We start from the raw sequence: 18358 nt of genomic DNA, 5'->3' as shown, positions 1-18358 counted from the left end.
TAGTTTTGAAAGAATAACATTCTTTCGAATCAATTGCATATTGTCTGGTGGCGATGGCAAAGAGGTCACACCCGTTCCCATGCCGAACACGGAAGTTAAGCTCTTTAGCGCCGATGGTAGTTGGGGGTTTCCCCCTGTGAGAGTAGGACGTTGCCAGGCTAGTGATACTATTATTCCGCAGTAGCTCAGTGGTAGAGCTATCGGCTGTTAACCGATCGGTCGTAGGTTCGAGTCCTACCTGCGGAGCCATTTTGGAGAGCTGTCCGAGTGGCCGAAGGAGCACGATTGGAAATCGTGTAGGCGGTAACCCGTCTCAAGGGTTCGAATCCCTTGCTCTCCGCCACTATTTATAATATATATGGCCCGTTGGTCAAGCGGTTAAGACACCGCCCTTTCACGGCGGTAACACGGGTTCGAATCCCGTACGGGTCACCAACACTTTTTCACTGCGGAGGATTAGCTCAGCTGGGAGAGCATCTGCCTTACAAGCAGAGGGTCGGCGGTTCGAGCCCGTCATCCTCCACCATTTTCAACTTCATAATATTATCGCGGGGTGGAGCAGTCTGGTAGCTCGTCGGGCTCATAACCCGAAGGTCGCAGGTTCAAATCCTGTCCCCGCAACCAAATGGTCCCGTGGTGTAGCGGTTAACATGCCTGCCTGTCACGCAGGAGATCGCCGGTTCGATCCCGGTCGGGACCGCCATTTTCAACTAAAGATGCTGCTTGAATAAGCTGCAATAAATATATTATAATGGCTTGGTAGCTCAGTCGGTAGAGCACGATCGAATAAGCTCCGAAGCATAAGCATCAGCGCACAAATTGAGCCGCATCTTGGCTAAGCTTTCTGAGATTTGGGCGAAGGTTCCAAGAGCAAAATCATATTGTACTAAATACTTTAAAATGGCTTGGTAGCTCAGTCGGTAGAGCAAAGGACTGAAAATCCTTGTGTCGGCGGTTCGATTCCGTCCCAAGCCACCATTTTTACTTCATACTATTAAATGCCGGTGTAGCTCAATTGGTAGAGCAACTGACTTGTAATCAGTAGGTTGGGGGTTCAAGTCCTCTTGCCGGCACCACTTATGTGTGGAGGGGTAGCGAAGTGGCTAAACGCGGCGGACTGTAAATCCGCTCCCTCCGGGTTCGGCGGTTCGAATCCGTCCCCCTCCACCATTTTATAAAAAAGAATATAGGGGTATAGTTTAAAGGTAGAACAGAGGTCTCCAAAACCTCCGGTGTGGGTTCGAGTCCTACTACCCCTGCCAATTTAATTAATCTTATATAGTATAATGGCGGTTGTGGCGAAGTGGTTAACGCACCAGATTGTGGCTCTGGCATTCGTGGGTTCGATTCCCATCAGTCGCCCCATTTTTTACTTAATAGGGTTTTTATTCTGTTTTGGGCTATAGCCAAGCGGTAAGGCAACGGACTTTGACTCCGTCATGCGCTGGTTCGAATCCAGCTAGCCCAGCCATTTTTTATCAAGAGTCATCTTTGTGCAGCTCCTGCATAAAATACATTACAATACGATTTGCGGAAGTAGTTCAGTGGTAGAACACCACCTTGCCAAGGTGGGGGTCGCGGGTTCGAATCCCGTCTTCCGCTCCAACGATTGAGGCGGCATAGCCAAGTGGTAAGGCAGAGGTCTGCAAAACCTTTATCCCCGGTTCAAATCCGGGTGTCGCCTCCAATTTTAAATTTATCACCCTTGCCGGGGTGGCGGAACTGGCAGACGCACAGGACTTAAAATCCTGCGGTAGGTGACTACCGTACCGGTTCGATTCCGGTCCTCGGCACCATCTTCATCATAATTCCATTTTGCCGGTGTGGCGGAATTGGCAGACGCGCACGACTCAAAATCGTGTTCCTCTGGAGTGTCGGTTCGACCCCGACCACCGGTATCAAATATGTAAGAGAATCAAGACTTCAACGACTATGTTGAGGTCTTTTTTCTTGTTCTCAAATAAGACTTAAATCATTCAATGAAAGCCTTTACAAACTCTTAAAGAAGCGAGCGATTTTTCTCTAAGTGGAGGTCACGAAGGAAAACGTTATCTTTTATTTATGGCCACTCAGTTGATGTCTAAGGTGCAGAAGCTTGGATTGGTCCAATTCCAAAAGAGTACACAGTCAATCACGACGATCTAAACAAATTTAATAATGATGTTAAAAACTTGAAAATAATGACTAAATCAGACAATTTGAAGCATGCTTGGAGAAATGGAGTCTACGACAAAATAAAGCTTCCAAAGGAATTCCAATGATCAGTAAAAGTGATCTGAAAAATAGTTCGAAAAAGCTTATGGGGCTCGTGAAAGCATAAGACGAAAACAAACTTAATCATTGCTCATTTATTAATATAAAATGAAATCCCCGCCATGCTCATAATTGACGGGGGTTTGATCTTTTAATATTGTCCGGTTCTGCTATACCAGTCATCGTACTCGCGTTCAGCATCTTCTTTTGTTTTTCCGTGTCTTTCCTGGATCTTTCCTATCATTTTTTCACGGTTGCCCTGCGCCTGATCGTAATATCATCCGTTAGGTTTCCCATTGTTTTTGGGCTTCACCCTTAAACTGTTTCCACTTGCCTTCCATAGTGTCGTTTTTCATCTTTAATCATCCTATTTATTGGAATATGAATCCTCATAACGATGAGCATTTGTAGAACGATACGTACGAAATGTATCGTTTACTTGTCTGTGACGATCTACTTCATTTGATTCTACAAGAACAAGTATGTCACCGCCCTTTACGGCTTCCTCATATTCTTTCGCTTCTTTTTCAGGAATCCCTAAACCAACAAGAGCTCCAACTAGACCTCCTGCACCAGCACCGACTGCAGCTCCGCCTAAAGCAGCTGCGATTGGTCCAGCGGCCACAATCGGACCTATTCCAGGAATAGCGAGAGCACCTGCACCAAGCAGTAAGCCACCCAATCCACCGAGAATACCTCCAGCACCAGCACCGACTGCTGCTCCCTCTGGAGCTTTTGATCCTGTCTCTTCTTGAATGTGTTTTACTTCCTTTTGATCTTTTGCTATTACTGAGATGTCATTTTCACTGTAACCTTGGTGTCTTAATTCTTTAATCGCGTCAATTGCATCATCTTCTGTACGGAAAACGCCTACTACTTTATTATGCTTATCCATCGACTTCCTCCTTTTTTTAGATGATTACTACATAGTTTTTATTCCCAAAGGAAGATAAAACTAAACTTTTTACAGCACCTTTGAGTTAAAACCACCTAAGAGACGGTCTTCTTAACTAGAGTGAATAAACTTGGATACACATATTCATTTGAAGTGCTAAATGCAGGTAACTTCGGAATCCCACAGCGAAGAGAAAGGGTTTACACGATTTCCAATGACTAAATCAGACAATTGAAGCATGCTTGGAGAAATGGAGTCTACGACTACTACAAATGAAGCAGAGAAAAAACGAACCAATGTCTTCTCTTACTGCTTCTAAACAGTTAATCTTTTCATCCATACTTCACCTATACTTAATTGTGCGGAGTCTTTTTCATTTTATTATCACACGGCAAAATAAACAGGAGTCCGGTGAAGTTAGTAGAATGCCCAATAATGAAAATATTACCAGTAAATAAGTCCTAATTAAGATAATTATTTTGAAAGCGCTTGCACAATAGGAGTGAAATTGATAAATTAAGTATAAAATAACTTATTTTTCCTTTTTAACCCCCCCCTCACCAAGAATCTTTTTAGCGATTTCCAAAATTAGAGTTATTAAAATGCAAATTCCTATAATGCAAAGTCCAAAAATCAGTCGGTAAAAGTAAGAAGTGACCCTCCTTCGAAGAATAAAACAGCTCGTATAGTCCTTAGTTTGCTTAACAATTTTATTAAAGGAAGTGAGATTTTGAAGAAAAAGAGTAGAATACTAATAGCTTCGTCACTGTCATTAACAACCTTCTTAGCAATCCCTATCTACGAACTAGGAATGGTTGTCAACGCTTCTGAAAAATTAAACTCAGACTCAAGTGAAGTTATTAAGAGTATGGAGGACGTTACAAATCAGATGGATCAATTGAAATTAAACTACAGAGAGTATCTTACGGGTAATGAGAGTTTAAATAAGAGCCCCTTACTAGACAGTAAAATACAATCTGTTCATAACACGGCTAAAACAAGGCTTGCATCGCTTATTCCATTGGAAGATAGATTGAATGGAGAGGAAAAATATTTATTTAAAAATGTTCCTCTTGGAACGAGTGAAAGTAATTTAAGCAACTCCTATTTATATTTATACCAAATGGCTCTTGCTGCAAAGACCTATAAAAGATCTGATTTAAGCGGTATAAATTTATACAATAATAAAGAGATCATTACTGAAGTAATTGATGGACTAGATTGGTTATACACGAATTTCTTTGAAGATCAGCAAAAAGGTTTCTATGGAAACTGGTTTCAATGGGAAATAGGAATGCCTACTAATATTACGAAGATTTTACTTTTGCTAGAAGATGAGATTAGAATTTATAAACCGCATTTAATAGATGCTTATGTGGAGTCTATGGATCAATACTTAAGGAGTGGCAAAAATGGAGATATTGATTTAACATCCCGCTTCCATAGAGGGGCAAACCTTGCTGATATTGCAACAAACAGAATCGTACAAGGGGCCATTATTAAGAATGAGGAGAGGGTTTCAAAGGCAGTAGATAATATTCTTACTGTTTTTAAAACCATCGATCCTAATCATCTCATAAATGGAAATTCCGCCGGTTTTTATGAGGATGGTTCATTCATACAACATGAACGAGTAGCCTATACAGGCTCATATGGGAAAGTATTATTAGATCGCATTGTCCAAACCATGAATATTCTTCATGGAAGTAAATATGATCCAAAAGAAATATTAGTTCCAACTGTAAAAGGATGGATCTATAAAGGTTTCATTCCTGTTATTTTTGAAGGTTATATGATGGAAATAGTGAAAGGAAGAGCGGTTTCAAGGACTGGAACAGGGTATCAGGATGTCTATAGTATTGTCGAGGGAATGGTTGGTATAAGTAAGCATCTCAGTATGGAAGAGAGTGAGAAATTAAAGTCTAATATAAAATATATTGCTGCTTCCATTAAAGGGAACATCTCAACCGCGTCTTTCAGTTCTCTAAACGCTATCGTGGATTTCAATAATATTATGAATGATCCTGGGATAGTAGCTAAAAATGAGATTAGCGAAAATCATTATCCTTTTAACTTGATGGATAAAACGGTCCATGTGAGAGATAAATACAGTTTCGCGTTCTCAAGAAGTTCTGATAGGATCGGTAAGTATGAGTATATGAGCGGTGAAAATCTAATGCCGTGGTTTCAGGGTGATGGTGCTTATTATTTGTATCTGTCAGAAAGGGATCAGACAAAATCATTCGGAGCGAATTATTTTGCCACACTAAATCCTTTTAAGTTCCCTGGAACTACTGTGCCGGTAGAAGAAAGAAAAACAATTCCTGAACTATATGGCGGAATGCTCTATTATGAAAATAGGAATCACCCATTGGATTTTTATTCCTCATCACCGTCTCAAAACAAATATGTATATTTTCCAGCAAGTACGAATCAATTCTCAGGCGGTGTAAAGCTGGGTAAGTATGGAGTATCTGGAATCCAGCTTGGAGATGAAATAGGATATAAGGACAAACAAGACGGATTATTACCTGATGATCTTGTTGTATATAAAAATGCAAACGCCAATAAATCTGCATTTATGTTTGATAATGAAATTGTTCTAATGGGATCGGGTATAATGGATGAATTGGGGAGAGAGGTTATTACCACGATTGATAATAGAATGTTTGATATGAATGAAACAAGTACTATTATTGGTGAGACATATGATAATAATCTATTAAGCAATCCGGATAATGGAGAATATCAACTCAAATGGGCCAATTTTAAAACGAATGAAAAGGGAACCCAGGTGGGATATTACTTTCCAGAGCCTGCTGCAATTAATTTCTCTAAAGAAACAGTTACGGAAAGTCTAAAGAAAATACGTACATCTAACCCAGATACAAAAATAGCCAAGAATTATTTTACATTAGGAATGAACCATGGGGAAAATCCGCAAAATGTAAAATATGCATATTGCATATTGCCAAATTTAGACCAGGATCAAACGAAAGAATATGCGGATAAGCCAAGTATAAAGATTTTGGCAAACACGGAAGATGTTCATGCGGTTGAAAACTCCCCCCTCGGATTACAGGGATTTAATTTCTTTGGAGGTAAAAAGACAACAGTAAGCAATCTCACCTCTTATAACCAAGCATCCATTCTTGTTAGGAATGATGGAGAAACTGTAACGATCGCCGTTTCTGATCCAACGCTCAAATTAAATAAAATGAAGCTGGAAATCCACATTCCTAATCCTAGTGTAATATCAGCAAGTGAAGGAGTAAAAACCTCAGTATCCATTAATAAGGCATTAATTCATATAGATTCAGTGAATAGTAATGGAAAGAGTTATGAAATAAAGCTGGGAATTAATGGGGAAAATTAGGAATCAAATATGCATGTCATCTAATGTATTCCTCCGGAGTTCGGGTTAGACCCCAGCTGTCGGGTGTTATTTTTCAGATGGTTAATGTCTAAACAAACGTGTATTTCACCGAAATATTATCCGTTTCTCACAGTGTGGGAACGGATTTTTCGTGTTTCTTTTACGTTACTTTCCTCTGAAGTGCCGGTTCGACCCCGGCCACGGTATCGAAGAAAAAGGTTTAGCCTTTATAAGTCAATGCTTTGAGCAATCAGAGTATTTGCTTTTTTTGTGTTTTAGCGTACTAAAGTGAAAAACTAATTATGTGGACAAAAAACACCATATTTCATTTAGTAATGAACGTTTATTAATTAACATATGAAAAGATGCAGCACAGTGATCTTCCCGAATCCGATAACCATCCAGCATGGCTTATCAGCCTTAGAGAAAAGTTGATGAAGTATCTGGAGAAAAATCACAATCAGTTTAAAAATACTTCCATTTGATAAACCATTTATTTAAATAAGTGGTCTTTTTTCTTTAAAATAATTACTCTTACTCTATGATCCTATAGACCTTATTCTAATTATAAAAAAAACTAGTCAAAATATTCCCCCATCTTCGTCAATTTAGTCTCCCTATATAAGTAAGCGCTACCATTATAATAAAAGAAAGCGATTACAATAAAAGGGGTGGTGATACGGTTGGAGACGAAAATTCAAACGGATCCGGTAAGCACGAAAACTCATTTGGAGGCAGTGCCTAAAAAGAAATTTAAGTATAAAAGTTTACTAACATACGCTGCCTTTGTAGGACCTGCACTTTTATTTTTCTTAGTTATCCAGATTTTACCGTTTATAATGGGACTTTATTATTCATTCACTTCTTGGAATGGTGTTAGTTCGGCTGTAGAGTGGGTTGGTGTTGAGAATTATAAGAAAATCTTCACGAATGATCCGGCCTTTTTTAATTCTTTTATGTTTACGACGAAATTTATGTTTGCGGCTGTTATTATTAGTAACTTAATAGGTTTTGCATTTGCTTTGATTTTAAATGCTGCGTTAAAAACGAAAAATATTTTACGGACCGTGTTTTTTATTCCTAACGTGATCGGCGGATTGTTGCTCGGATTTATCTGGCAGTTTATTTTTGTAAAAGGGTTTGCTTCGATTGGGAACATGACGGGCATCGAATTTTTCAAAATGCCTTGGCTTGGGGATGAAACGACAGCTTTCTGGGGAATAGTTATTGTTTTTGCATGGCAGACAAGCGGTTATATGATGGTGATCTATATTGCAGCTTTGCAGGGTGTAGATAACTCGCTTTTAGAGGCTGCAAAGATGGATGGTGCCTCAAGCTTAACGCTTTTAACGAAAATCATTATTCCTTTAATTTTACCTGCATTTACGATTTGTCTGTTCTTAACGATTTCAATGGCCTTTAAGATCTTTGACTTGAATATTTCCCTGACAGGCGGAGGACCATTTAATTCAACTCAGTCTGTTGCGATTAATATTTATCAGGAAGCCTTCCAGAACAATCGTTATGGATTAGGTACTGCGAAGTCGATTCTATTCTTTGTGGTTGTTGCAATCTTTACAACCGTTCAAGTTATGATGACGAAGAAGAGGGAGGTTGAGGCATAATGGGTAACCGGTATACAAGCAAGACGTTTATATTAGAGATAATAGCCATTGCCGTCGCGCTCATTTTCCTTGTTCCTTTTTACTTCGTACTGATCAACTCAGTCAAGCCATTTGCGGCGATCCTTATTGATGCTGCAGCATGGCCGAAAGAATTCATGTTTTCTAACTACGCTAAAGTGTGGGAGGTCATCAATTTCCCGCGTGCTTTCTGGAACTCCCTTGTGATTACGGTATTCAGCAATATTGGATTAGTAATCATAAGCTCAATGGCTGCTTGGAAAATGGTTCGCACGCCAGGAAAGTTCAGCAAGATGTTATTTATTCTCTTTGTAGCTGCGATGGTCATTCCGTTCCAAACGGTCATGATCCCGCTTATGAAGCTAGGCGGTACGCTCGGAATAACAAATAGTATTCCAGGCTTAATCATGATGTATTTTGGATTTGGTGTTCCGCTTTCGCTGTTCTTATATCACGGGTTTGTGAAAACCGTTCCTGTTGAAATTGAGGAGTCAGCAAAGATAGATGGATGCAGCGAGTTCGGAGTATTTTGGAGAATTGTTTTCCCGCTTCTTAAACCGATAACTGTAACAGTGGTTATTTTGAACACGCTATGGATTTGGAATGATTATCTGCTTCCGCTGCTTGTTTTACAGGATGCAGAGCTGCGTACGATTCCGCTTGCAGCCAGCTCATTCTTTGCTCAATATACGAAGCAATGGGATATGGGTCTTGCAGCGTTAGTGCTCGGTATTACACCAGTCGTCATCTTCTTCTTATTTTTACAGAAACATATTATTAAAGGCATTGCATCTGGTTCTATTAAGTAGATATAAAGTTTCTGCATCAATTTGATATTATTGATGCAGAAAATTATATAAAATTATATATATCAAGGAGGTCAATCCATTCATGAAACGCTTTCTGTTATTATGCATGTCTTTAGTATTCGTATTTGGTATTATGGCTGGCTGTTCTTCTAAAGAAACAGGTAAAGAAGGGGAATCAGGCGGGGATTCTAAGTCGGGGGATGAAGTGGTAACGCTTAATTTCTTCCAGTTCAAGGTTGAAATTGCCGATCAGCTTCAAGAGATGATCAAAGAATTTGAAGCTGAACATCCAAACATTAAGGTGAAACTTGAGACAGTTGGCGGAGGTGCCGATTACGGTGCAGCACTAAAAGCGAAATTTGCTTCAGGTGAAGAACCGGACATCTTCAACAACGGCGGTTTTAAAGAGTTAGAGCTTTGGAAAGAGAAGTTAGCAGATCTTTCTGGTGAGCCATGGGTAGAGAATGTCCTTCCAATTGGTAAAGTGCCAATGACAGACACAGACGGCAAGCTTTATGGTATGCCTGTTAACCTTGAAGGATATGGATTTGTCTACAACAAGGATTTATTTGAAAAAGCGGGTATTACAGAGCCGCCTGCTACGATTGACGAATTAAAAGAAGCTGCAAAAAAGCTTGAAGCTAAAAAAATCACTCCATTCTCTGCTGGATACGGCGAGTGGTGGGTCATCGGGCAGCATTTACTTAACATTCCATTTGCTCAACAGGAAGATCCAGAAGCATTTATCGCAGGGCTATATGATGGTTCTGAGAAATTTGCAGATAACGAGCAATTTAAACAATTTAAAGAAGTCCTTGATGCAGAGCTTAAATATGCAAACGATAACCCATTAACAACAGATTATAATACTCAAGTAACGCTATTTGCTTCTGGAGAAACAGCGATGCTTCAACAGGGTAACTGGACAGAGAACATGATTACTGAAATCAATCCTGAAATCAACATGGGCTTCCTTCCAATTCCAATCAGCAATGATGAAAATGCAGGCAGATTACCTGTAGGCGTTCCAAATAACTGGGTATTAAATAAAAACTCAGAAAATCTTGAAGAAGCGAAATTATTCTTAGAGTGGATGGTAACTTCTGAAACTGGAAAACGTTATATCACTGAAGAGTTTGCTTTCATTCCTGCATTCGACAACATTGAACCTAATGGTCTTGGTGACTTAGGTCAGTCTATTCTTGACTATTCTAAAGAGGAAAAAACGATTCCTTGGACTTGGTTCAAATGGCCGGATGGAGCGAATAAAGAATTCGCTGCAGCAATTCAAGAATATGCCGCTGGCAAAATTGACTATGATACATTGCTTGAGCGATTCCAGCAAACATGGGATAACTTGAAGTAAAACGAATAATAGAAAGCATGTCTTCCTGGGCATGCTTTCTTTTTCATATAGGCTGGTTTAATGCACGAACAAATGAGGTTTCGGCCAAATTGGCGCTGCAAAAGAGGTTATGAAATACGAACTTAACAGTTTCCGCCCAACTAAGTGCTGCAAAAAGCGTTATGCATCACAAACTAAAGAGTTTCCGCCCAACTAAGTGCTGCAAAAAGCGTTATGCAACAGGAACTTAGGAGTTTCCGCCCAACTAAGTGCTGCAAAAAGCGTTATGCATCACAAACGAAAGTGTTTCCGCCCAACTAAGTGTTGCAAAAAACGTTATGCATCACAAACTAAAGTGATTCCGCCCAACTAAGTGCTGCAAAAAGCGTTATGCAACACGAACTTAGGAGTTTCCGCTTAACTAAGTGCTGCAAAAAGCGTTATGCAACACGAACTTAGGAGTTTCCGCCCAACTAAGTGCTGCAAAAAGCGTTATGCAACACGAACTTAAGAGTTTCCGCTTAACTAAGTATAGGAAAAGTGTTATGCAGCACAAACAAAAGAGGTTCCACCCGAATTGCTGTTGAATCCATTACTTTTTAACACACCTCAGAATTGTCATTTAATTAAACCACTAAAAATCCTCCTTCCTCCCCGAAGGTATTTGCAGGAAGATTCAAAAAAGTCCTTTTAACCCTATGAAGCTAGCTATATACTAAAGTATAAGCAAGTTCCTGGAGGTCAGACCCCATGCTGAAGAGAAGCATCCGCAATAAACTGATTGTTTTATTGATGATTACGACCATTGTGCCATTAGGCAGTTCCATCTTAATTACGTACCTATTTACAAAAGGGTCACTTGAAGATCAGGTTGTTAAGGAAAGCAGCAATTTGCTGTATCAAGGGAAAATTAACCTGGAGAGCTATTTGAATGAGCTGAACGGGCTTACCCTGTCGCTATACAATAACCCGGATTTTATTAACTATCTGAGGGCGCCTGATGATAAAAATGATTATCAGAACGTAGGCATTGTGAAAAATGTTATGCAGACGATTCTTTATACAGGGGATACGATCAACGAGGTGAAAATCTCTTTTGCCAAAGATGACAGAGTGATTACCGCCACAAAACGGTCAACAGTTGTATTTTCAACCAGTATTGAAGATGAAAAGAATGAGGCCTTCAATAGTGCTGAGAGAAGTTTATACAACATGTATATTGAGCCTGTGTACGCAAGTCATGAAGACAGCCCCAGAAAAGGAAGAGACATTGTCATGATGCACAGGGCACTCACAAACGTTCCCGGAAGCGACGTGCTTGGCTATATCACTCTCGGCATTTCACCGGATACGATTATTGACTTAAGCAGAAACCTGTACAACCGTGAAACAGAGGAGTTTTTTCTGCTGTCATCTGATGGGCAGATGATTTACAGTTCAAATGCAGAGATTCCAGAACGACCAGATGGCCAGAAATGGATTGACAGTGTGATGAAAGCGGAGAGGGCTTCAGGAACCATGGAGTGGAATGAGGATTCGTTTAATGGCGTGATGATGTATGACAGACTTTCTGATTCGTCAGGCGGATGGATTCTAGTGAAACGGGTACCATTCCATATTCTTTATGACAGCGCATACAGTGTGGCGAAGATCAATATTCTCTTTGGCATCATCGGGCTGTCCCTCGTCGTGCTGGCTACATTGTTTGTTTCTTTTAAAATTACTTCTCCAATTAGAATTCTTCTGCAGAATATCGAACAGGTCGAAAAAGGAAATATGAAGATTGATTCGCAGTCCTTTGGATCGGATGAAATTGGGATACTGGGTTCCCGCTTCCAGCAAATGATTGAACGGATTAACCAGCTGATTACAAGAGAATACAAGCTTGAACTTGAAAACAAGACAAATCAAATCAAAGTGCTGCAGTCGCAAATCAATCCGCATTTTCTATATAATGCTCTGCAGTCCATTGGGACGGTTGCATTAAAAAATAACGTTCCTCAAATCTATTCATTAATAACGCATCTCTCCAAGATTATGAGATACGGGATGAATATGGAGGAAGATCTTGTTCCGCTTAGCAAAGAAATAAACTATACGAACGCTTTTCTTCTTTTGCAAAAAGAACGGTTTGGCGACCATTTGCATTATCATGTCGAGGTTGAGCAGGACATACAGCACATTCTTGTTCCTAAAATGATTCTGCAGCCGATTATTGAAAACTATTTTAAGCATGGCTTTGATATTCGGGAAGGGATCGGAAGAATAGAGCTGAATTGTTTCAGAGACGGGGGTGAGCTTGTGATGAGAATAAGCGACAACGGCATTGGCGTGACGCCTCAAAGGCTGAATGAAATTTATGAGCATTTTAGAGCAGATGCGCTGAATAAAAAGGGTTCGAGGACGAATATCGGACTGAAAAACGTCTATTCGCGGCTGAAGCTTTATTATGATCACAAAGCAAAGCTTTTTCTTGAAAATAAAGAGGAGGGCGGATTCATGGTCACCATGAGGCTGCCGGTCCAGCTGGAAGGTGAGAGAAATGAAAGTCATCATAATTGATGATGAAAAGCATGTGCGTGAAGGACTCATGCTGCTCGCTGACTGGGAAAAGCATGGCATTGATACCATTATTGAAGCAGAAGACGGCGAAGAAGCTGCCGCGCTTATCAAAGAGCATAGTCCTGAAATTATTTTTACGGATATGAGAATGCCGAGGCGCGACGGCATCAGTCTCTTAAAGTGGCTGCATGCTGAAAATTCTTCAAGCAAAACAATCGTTGTGAGCGGATATGATGATTTTGAGTACATGAGACATGCAATTGCCTATAAAAGCTTCGATTATATCCTCAAACCGATTGAGCCGGATGTATTAAACGAAACGCTGGAACGAGCCGTAAATGAGTGGAGGGAGCAGGCGCGCTCCAAATCCACCCAGGATGAGGAGAACCGCGTCATCAGCGAGGTGAAGCCTCTCTATTGGGATCAGCTTTTTTCAGGGCTTTGTGTGAAAAAAGAAGTGCCGAAAGAGGCGGAAGAGAAAATTGAAAAAGAGTACAGCGTACAATTTTCAGCCGTAAAGAAGATGGCAGCCGTTCTTTCGCTAAAAGCCCTTCAAAAGGACCGTGAAACTGCCATGATTTCCATTGCCAACCTTTGCAGCGGGCAATTAAAAGACGGAGTTTGCTTTAAAAACGTGAATAAAGAGGATGAGCTCGTTTTGCTTATTTGGAAGAAAAAAAATCCAGCGATGGTAGCCGAAGAAATCATCAGGCTGATTAAACAGCAGCTAAAGGTTCACGTCATTGCAGCAGCAGGCAATCCCAGCACCGAGCTAAGTGAGGCATATGGAGAAGCAGAGGCAATTTTGCAAAAGCACGATTTGCGCAGGAACACGGCACTTGCAGGTCCGAAGGACGAAGAAGAAAAATCGCTGCTCCATTTGTTTGATTTTTCAAGTGAACTGAAGTGGACTGTACAGTCAGGGAGCATTCCTCAGACTGAAGCCCAGCTGGTAAAGATTTTCGCAAAGCTTGAACAGCAGCATAATCTGTCCCTGGAACAGATTGCGATGTGGGAAAATCAGTTTAACCTGTTAAGAAGCAATTGGCTTAAAGAATATGAAGTCAATCACAAGTCTGAATTCTATTCCGGGAAAGCATACTGGAATGCAGATGGCACCTTTTCTATGAAAAAGTTTAAAGATGAAAAAACGAAAGAATTTGCAGAACTCATCACCATTCTTTCTAACGTAAAGTATCAAAAAGAAAAAAACAACATGCAGCAAATTGAAGAATATCTGCAGCAGCATTATCAGCAGGATATTACTCTTCAAGATATTGCCGATCGATTCTTTTTGAGCAGAGAGTACATTTCAAGGAAATTCAAACAAGATTACCATGCAACTCTTACGGATTATTTAACGAATATTCGCATGGAAAGAGCAAAGAGGCTGCTTGAAAATCCATATTTAAAAATATATGATGTGGCCTATGGAGTAGGCTATCAAAACGAAAAGTATTTTAGTAAGGTGTTTAAGAAACAAGTTGGATGTACACCTATTGAATACCGGAACTCCTTAACTTCTAAATGAAACCCGGAAGAAAAAACAGATAGTCTGTTTTTTCTTCATATGTTCGACAAAATTTGCTAATATTTTTATGTTGAAGTCTCATTCATTCTTTGTTACAATATTTTTATTACCTCTTGCGGGTGTAGTTTAATGGTAAAACTCTAGCCTTCCAAGCTAATGTCGTGGGTTCGATTCCCATCACCCGCTCCATACATATACAACGCAGTGTTTCGTTTTTCGACAAACGGGGCATTGCGTTTTTTCATTGTGCTTGAAAAATATGTGTAGCCCTCTTAATTAGGAGGGATATGGAAAAAAGAAAGTATTAACCTTAAAACGGACAGTATTTCTCTGTTAACCGCTAGTAAAATAGGTTTTCCGGACAGTAATTGTTTCAGATTGGAAAGTATACTGTGTGAAAACAGATAGAAACTGCATCGAAGTTTTGATATAAGAAAATAAAATCCTCTCCGAAATAATCAGAGAGGACATTAATATTATAGTATTTAAGATAATTTGCCTGCCTGTTATGTGTACTTATTTACAGGATAAAAACATTTTATCCAATTACGGCATAATTCCCTTCACCGCCATGAATTTGAATGAACATATTTGTTAATGATGATAACATTTGCTGAGCACTTTCTTTATCCATGCTTGGCTGCAGATAGATGAGGTGAAGGGCATTTTTTGTAGCTTCTGTAACAGCACTTCGCAGTGAGTCGACATAGGGACTTCCGAAGGCGCCTGAATCATCTGAAGAAATCAATTTGCCATTCATATTCACGTCTCTTCCGTTAATGGCCATATATGCATCAGTTTCTTTCCCAATGCCAATCTGGATGTTTCCTGTAAGTTTATCAACATCGTAAATGCCAAATGGGATTTGATGCTGAAGGGAAAAGAAATTATTCAGATCGGCAGCAGAGTGGATGGGTGCAAGGTACTGCTGTTTTTGAATTCGCCGATATAAGGCTTCGCTTGAAGGACGATACCGGTTGGGATCTGCGCCGAGTGTTTTAAAGATGGTACGCCATTCACTAATAGGCTTCAGGTCTTGAACTTTTTTATCTTCCATTTCAAAGAAAATGGACTCTTGAAAGAGACGCATTCTTCCTTTAAGCATTTGCGGGGATTCTGATACACTAATACCTGTATACTCGATTACACCTAATTTAAATTGAGGGAAATGCTGTTTGATCTCATTGCTTATGGTAATTTCCATCATTTTATCCTCCACATTTTAATGTACCTATTTTAACATATAAGATAATAGCCATTCGAAAATATGAACAGAAAGGAGGCTTTATATCATGGAATTTGAAGAACTAAAACAGGAAATTATTGCGTACAGCCAAAGCATAGGCATTGATAAAATCGGATTCGCGCAGGCTTCCGTTTTTGATGAATTAAAGCAGCGGCTGATTGTGCATGAGCAAAAAGGATATCAGTCTGGTTTTGAAGAGCCTGATATTGAAAAGCGGACAAATCCAGACATGCTTCTTCCTGGATCAAAATCAATTATTTCCATTGCGCTTGCTTATCCCTCTAAGTTAAAGGATGCACCCAGAAGCACGAAGGAAGATAGAAGAGGTATTTTCTGCAGAGCTTCATGGGGACAGGATTATCATCATATTCTTAGAGATCGATTAAATAAGCTTGAAGCATTTATTCAGCAGAAGGTTCCCGGTGCTGAGTTCAGGTCCATGGTTGATACCGGAGAGCTGTCAGATCGGGCTGTTGCTGAAAGAGCCGGAATTGGCTGGAGCGGTAAAAATTGTGCGATTATTACTCCGGAGTTTGGATCGTATGTTTATTTAGGAGAAATTGTCACCAATCTTCCATTTTCTCCTGATATTCCAATGGAAGACCGCTGCGGCAGCTGTACGATTTGTGTGGATGCTTGTCCTACCGGGGCACTGGTTCAAGGAGGGCAGCTTGATTCAAATAAATGCATCGCGTTTTTAACGCAGACGAAGGGCTTTTTAAAGGATCAATACCGCAAAAAGCTTGGCAATCGTTTATATGGATGTGATACGTGTCAGACTGTCTGTCCTGAGAATAAAGGCAAGGATTTTCATTTGCACGCTGAAATGGAGCCGGATCCTGAGATTGCGAAGCCAAAGCTGAAGCCGCTCCTTACAATGAGCAATCGGGAATTTAAAGAAAAGTTTGGACATGTATCGGGTTCTTGGCGAGGAAAGAAACCGATTCAGCGAAATGCCATCATTGCATTGGCACATTTTAAAGATGAATCAGCCCTTCCTGATCTTATTCACTTAATGAATCATGATCCTCGTCCGGTTATTAGAGGAACGGCAGCATGGGCAATTGGTTCAATCGGTGAAAAAAGAACCATTAAAGAATTGCAGACTGCACTGGAAAACGAAAAAGATGAGGAAGTCCGTCATGAAATTGAAAAAGGTCTCCATCTCATCACATTGTAATCTTCATACTTGCCAATAACTTCTCATATTGTCTTACTAATGACATATTTGGCGGTGAGGATGTATGAAACAAGATCTTTCAGATATGATGAAAGCGAAATTAGAAATGCTGATAAACAATGGAAGCGCACTAGAGCTTGATGTGATAGAAGATCGTTCTGTATTTTTGAGGAAAAAAAAGATCCTTCAAAATCGAGAAGTAGATGTTCTTAAAGGAACCGCTACTGTTCAGCTTACCCATGTTAAAAAGGCTTCAAATGAAGAGGAGCATGTTCAATATCGCTGCCATTACAAGTATCTGCATAAAGATCAAGACTCGATTTACCTTGAAGAAAAAGTAGAGGATCGTACAGCCGTTTTTATTCAAGGGGAAATTGTCAGGGATTTTAAAATAGAACATCTTAAAACGGAGAAGTTCGATGAAAAACCTGCAGCTGGTCATGATAGAGCTCCTTTTTATTATGATCGTTTGGCTGCAGTCCAATATGCTGAAAGATGGTGGAACAGCCACAATCCGAAGTTTAAAAACTTCGATGTGAACTGTACAAATTATGTTTCGCAGTGTCTGCATGCCGGCGGTGCCAGGATGAGAGGTTATCCAGGCCGTTCTAGCGGATGGTGGATGCAGAATAATTCATGGAGCTACAGCTGGACGGTTGCCCATTCGCTTACCTTGTTTCTTGGTAATTCAAAAACAGGCTTAAGAGCAACGTCCGTTGGAGCTCCGGAAGCATTAATGCCTGGAGATGTGATTTGCTATGATTTCCAGGGCGACGGAAGGTTTGACCATACAACGATCGTAGTAGCAAAAGATCAGGCGAACATGCCGCTTGTAAATGCGAATACGTATAACAGCAGGATGCGGTACTGGGATTATGAGGACTCAACGGCGTACACACCAAATATAAAGTATAAATTCTTTCATATCGAGGATGATTCGAGTCCTAAAAAATAAACAGTGGTATAATACGGGTAACAGATTTAGATGAGGTGAAGAATGTGGCAATACATGTCGTACTATATCAGCCAGAAATTCCAGCAAATACAGGAAACATTGCACGCACTTGCGCTGCGACCAATACAACGCTGCACTTAATCCGTCCTCTTGGCTTTTCTACAGATGACAAAATGCTTAAGCGTGCGGGACTTGATTATTGGGAATATGTGAATGTTGTTTATCATGATTCATTAGATGAGCTTTTTGAAGCATTTCAAGAAGGCGAATTTTATTTTATAACGAAGTTTGGCGAAAAGAACCATACTTCATTTGACTATAGTGATCAAGATCAAGACGTCTTTTTCGTTTTTGGAAAAGAAACGACAGGCCTTCCTAAAGATTTAATTGCAAGCAACATGGAAAGGTGTCTGCGATTGCCGATGACAGAGAATGTGCGGTCTTTGAATTTATCCAATACGGCTGCGATTCTAATTTATGAGGCACTAAGACAGCAAAATTACCCTGGATTGATTTAAAAAAACGGCTTGAGAGGAATTTCCTCTCAAGCCGTTTTCAGTATG

At 40.1% G+C, this 18358-nt stretch carries 12 protein-coding genes, 17 tRNA genes, 1 rRNA gene and 1 pseudogene; 29 read left to right on the top strand and 2 right to left on the bottom strand.

All coding sequences use genetic code 11. From position 1 onward, the window contains the following. The first annotated feature begins 43 nt into the window (after nucleotides 1–43). The 18 genes from rrf (at nucleotide 44) to CYJ36_RS24830 (ending at nucleotide 2261) form a co-directional block, all read left to right on the top strand. Nucleotides 44–159: ribosomal RNA gene (gene rrf, locus CYJ36_RS13595) — 5S ribosomal RNA — on the top strand. A gap of 15 nt (nucleotides 160–174) precedes the next feature. Then, nucleotides 175–249, top strand: a tRNA-Asn gene (locus CYJ36_RS13590). A 4-nt stretch (nucleotides 250–253) separates the two neighbouring features. Next, a tRNA-Ser gene (locus tag CYJ36_RS13585) sits at nucleotides 254–343 on the top strand. Between the two features lie 17 nt (nucleotides 344–360). Next, nucleotides 361–435 (top strand) — tRNA-Glu (locus tag CYJ36_RS13580). Between the two features lie 15 nt (nucleotides 436–450). After that, nucleotides 451–526: transfer RNA gene (locus CYJ36_RS13575), tRNA-Val, on the top strand. 21 nt (nucleotides 527–547) lie between these two features. Further along, a tRNA-Met gene (locus CYJ36_RS13570) sits at nucleotides 548–624 on the top strand. 3 nt (nucleotides 625–627) lie between these two features. Further along, nucleotides 628–703, top strand: a tRNA-Asp gene (locus CYJ36_RS13565). A 199-nt stretch (nucleotides 704–902) separates the two neighbouring features. Then, a tRNA-Phe gene (locus tag CYJ36_RS13560) sits at nucleotides 903–978 on the top strand. A 22-nt stretch (nucleotides 979–1000) separates the two neighbouring features. Further along, nucleotides 1001–1076, top strand: a tRNA-Thr gene (locus tag CYJ36_RS13555). A gap of 9 nt (nucleotides 1077–1085) precedes the next feature. Further along, nucleotides 1086–1170: transfer RNA gene (locus tag CYJ36_RS13550), tRNA-Tyr, on the top strand. Between the two features lie 18 nt (nucleotides 1171–1188). Next, nucleotides 1189–1262 (top strand) — tRNA-Trp (locus CYJ36_RS13545). 27 nt (nucleotides 1263–1289) lie between these two features. Next, nucleotides 1290–1365 (top strand) — tRNA-His (locus CYJ36_RS13540). Nucleotides 1366–1396: 31 nt separating this feature from the next. After that, nucleotides 1397–1471, top strand: a tRNA-Gln gene (locus CYJ36_RS13535). Nucleotides 1472–1530: 59 nt separating this feature from the next. Continuing rightward, nucleotides 1531–1605 (top strand) — tRNA-Gly (locus CYJ36_RS13530). Nucleotides 1606–1613: 8 nt separating this feature from the next. Next, nucleotides 1614–1687, top strand: a tRNA-Cys gene (locus CYJ36_RS13525). A gap of 20 nt (nucleotides 1688–1707) precedes the next feature. After that, nucleotides 1708–1796, top strand: a tRNA-Leu gene (locus CYJ36_RS13520). A gap of 21 nt (nucleotides 1797–1817) precedes the next feature. Beyond that, a tRNA-Leu gene (locus CYJ36_RS13515) sits at nucleotides 1818–1898 on the top strand. Between the two features lie 201 nt (nucleotides 1899–2099). After that, on the top strand, nucleotides 2100–2261 hold the full coding sequence (locus tag CYJ36_RS24830) for an HNH endonuclease (RefSeq protein WP_101567790.1): 162 nt from the start codon (nucleotides 2100–2102) through the stop codon (nucleotides 2259–2261). 359 nt (nucleotides 2262–2620) lie between these two features. On the opposite strand, the gene CYJ36_RS13500 is transcribed toward CYJ36_RS24830, so the two are convergent. Further along, a complete protein-coding gene (locus CYJ36_RS13500) occupies nucleotides 2621–3148 on the bottom strand; it encodes a general stress protein (RefSeq protein ID WP_101567789.1) in 528 nt (175 codons plus the stop codon). 117 nt (nucleotides 3149–3265) lie between these two features. Here CYJ36_RS13500 and CYJ36_RS13495 point away from each other — a divergent pair. From CYJ36_RS13495 to CYJ36_RS13460, 8 genes and pseudogenes are all read left to right on the top strand, one after another. Then, nucleotides 3266–3370, top strand: a pseudogene (locus CYJ36_RS13495) (DNA cytosine methyltransferase); the annotation flags it as partial. A gap of 508 nt (nucleotides 3371–3878) precedes the next feature. Beyond that, complete coding sequence (locus CYJ36_RS13490) at nucleotides 3879–6524, top strand: polysaccharide lyase family 8 super-sandwich domain-containing protein (protein ID WP_101567787.1); 2646 nt, start codon at nucleotides 3879–3881, stop codon at nucleotides 6522–6524. A gap of 728 nt (nucleotides 6525–7252) precedes the next feature. Continuing rightward, nucleotides 7253–8149 carry a carbohydrate ABC transporter permease gene (locus CYJ36_RS13485; RefSeq protein WP_374702812.1) on the top strand — a complete coding sequence of 299 codons (897 nt, stop codon included), beginning with the start codon at nucleotides 7253–7255 and terminating at the stop codon, nucleotides 8147–8149. Further along, nucleotides 8149–8976, top strand: coding sequence for a carbohydrate ABC transporter permease (locus CYJ36_RS13480; protein ID WP_101567785.1), 828 nt, complete (start codon nucleotides 8149–8151; stop codon nucleotides 8974–8976). The genes CYJ36_RS13485 and CYJ36_RS13480 overlap by 1 nt, the downstream gene beginning before the upstream one ends. 82 nt (nucleotides 8977–9058) lie before the next feature. Beyond that, on the top strand, nucleotides 9059–10342 hold the full coding sequence (locus CYJ36_RS13475; protein ID WP_101567784.1) for an ABC transporter substrate-binding protein: 1284 nt from the start codon (nucleotides 9059–9061) through the stop codon (nucleotides 10340–10342). Between the two features lie 729 nt (nucleotides 10343–11071). Next, nucleotides 11072–12883: a cache domain-containing sensor histidine kinase gene (locus tag CYJ36_RS13470; protein ID WP_101567783.1), complete on the top strand. Its 1812-nt coding sequence runs from the start codon at nucleotides 11072–11074 to the stop codon at nucleotides 12881–12883. Next, complete coding sequence (locus tag CYJ36_RS13465) at nucleotides 12864–14414, top strand: response regulator transcription factor (protein WP_101567782.1); 1551 nt, start codon at nucleotides 12864–12866, stop codon at nucleotides 14412–14414. The genes CYJ36_RS13470 and CYJ36_RS13465 overlap by 20 nt, the downstream gene beginning before the upstream one ends. A 115-nt stretch (nucleotides 14415–14529) precedes the next feature. Continuing rightward, nucleotides 14530–14603: transfer RNA gene (locus CYJ36_RS13460), tRNA-Gly, on the top strand. 349 nt (nucleotides 14604–14952) lie between these two features. Here the strand turns inward: CYJ36_RS13460 and CYJ36_RS13455 are convergent. Then, the gene (locus CYJ36_RS13455) at nucleotides 14953–15618 is read right to left on the bottom strand and encodes a B3/B4 domain-containing protein (protein WP_101567781.1); all 666 of its coding nucleotides are present in this window, start codon (nucleotides 15616–15618) and stop codon (nucleotides 14953–14955) included. 88 nt (nucleotides 15619–15706) lie between these two features. Here CYJ36_RS13455 and queG point away from each other — a divergent pair, with 88 nt between their 5' ends. The 3 genes from queG (at nucleotide 15707) to trmL (ending at nucleotide 18313) form a co-directional block, all read left to right on the top strand. Further along, the gene (queG, locus tag CYJ36_RS13450; RefSeq protein ID WP_101567780.1) at nucleotides 15707–16840 is read left to right on the top strand and encodes a tRNA epoxyqueuosine(34) reductase QueG; all 1134 of its coding nucleotides are present in this window, start codon (nucleotides 15707–15709) and stop codon (nucleotides 16838–16840) included. Between the two features lie 64 nt (nucleotides 16841–16904). Further along, nucleotides 16905–17795: an amidase domain-containing protein gene (locus CYJ36_RS13445; protein WP_101567779.1), complete on the top strand. Its 891-nt coding sequence runs from the start codon at nucleotides 16905–16907 to the stop codon at nucleotides 17793–17795. A gap of 44 nt (nucleotides 17796–17839) precedes the next feature. Beyond that, a complete protein-coding gene (trmL, locus tag CYJ36_RS13440) occupies nucleotides 17840–18313 on the top strand; it encodes a tRNA (uridine(34)/cytosine(34)/5-carboxymethylaminomethyluridine(34)-2'-O)-methyltransferase TrmL (RefSeq protein WP_374702806.1) in 474 nt (157 codons plus the stop codon). Nucleotides 18314–18358: the final 45 nt, after the last annotated feature.

The organism is Bacillus sp. UMB0893, from assembly GCF_002858905.1.
Classification (GTDB): domain Bacteria; phylum Bacillota; class Bacilli; order Bacillales; family Bacillaceae; genus Bacillus_P.
The sequence above is the reverse complement of the archived record's forward strand: the minus strand, read 5'-3'. Positions and strand labels throughout refer to the sequence as shown.

Excerpts from the sequence above, each read along its gene's own strand:
- CYJ36_RS13465 (WP_101567782.1), top strand. The coding sequence starts at position 12,864 with ATGAAAGTCATCATAATTGATGATGAAAAGCATGTGCGTGAAGGACTC.
- CYJ36_RS13475 (WP_101567784.1), top strand. The coding sequence starts at position 9,059 with ATGAAACGCTTTCTGTTATTATGCATGTCTTTAGTATTCGTATTTGGT.
- CYJ36_RS13445 (WP_101567779.1), top strand. The coding sequence starts at position 16,905 with ATGAAACAAGATCTTTCAGATATGATGAAAGCGAAATTAGAAATGCTG.
- CYJ36_RS13455 (WP_101567781.1), bottom strand. The coding sequence starts at position 15,618 with ATGGAAATTACCATAAGCAATGAGATCAAACAGCATTTCCCTCAATTT.
- CYJ36_RS13470 (WP_101567783.1), top strand. The coding sequence starts at position 11,072 with ATGCTGAAGAGAAGCATCCGCAATAAACTGATTGTTTTATTGATGATT.
- CYJ36_RS13500 (WP_101567789.1), bottom strand. The coding sequence starts at position 3,148 with ATGGATAAGCATAATAAAGTAGTAGGCGTTTTCCGTACAGAAGATGAT.
- queG (WP_101567780.1), top strand. The coding sequence starts at position 15,707 with ATGGAATTTGAAGAACTAAAACAGGAAATTATTGCGTACAGCCAAAGC.
- CYJ36_RS13480 (WP_101567785.1), top strand. The coding sequence starts at position 8,149 with ATGGGTAACCGGTATACAAGCAAGACGTTTATATTAGAGATAATAGCC.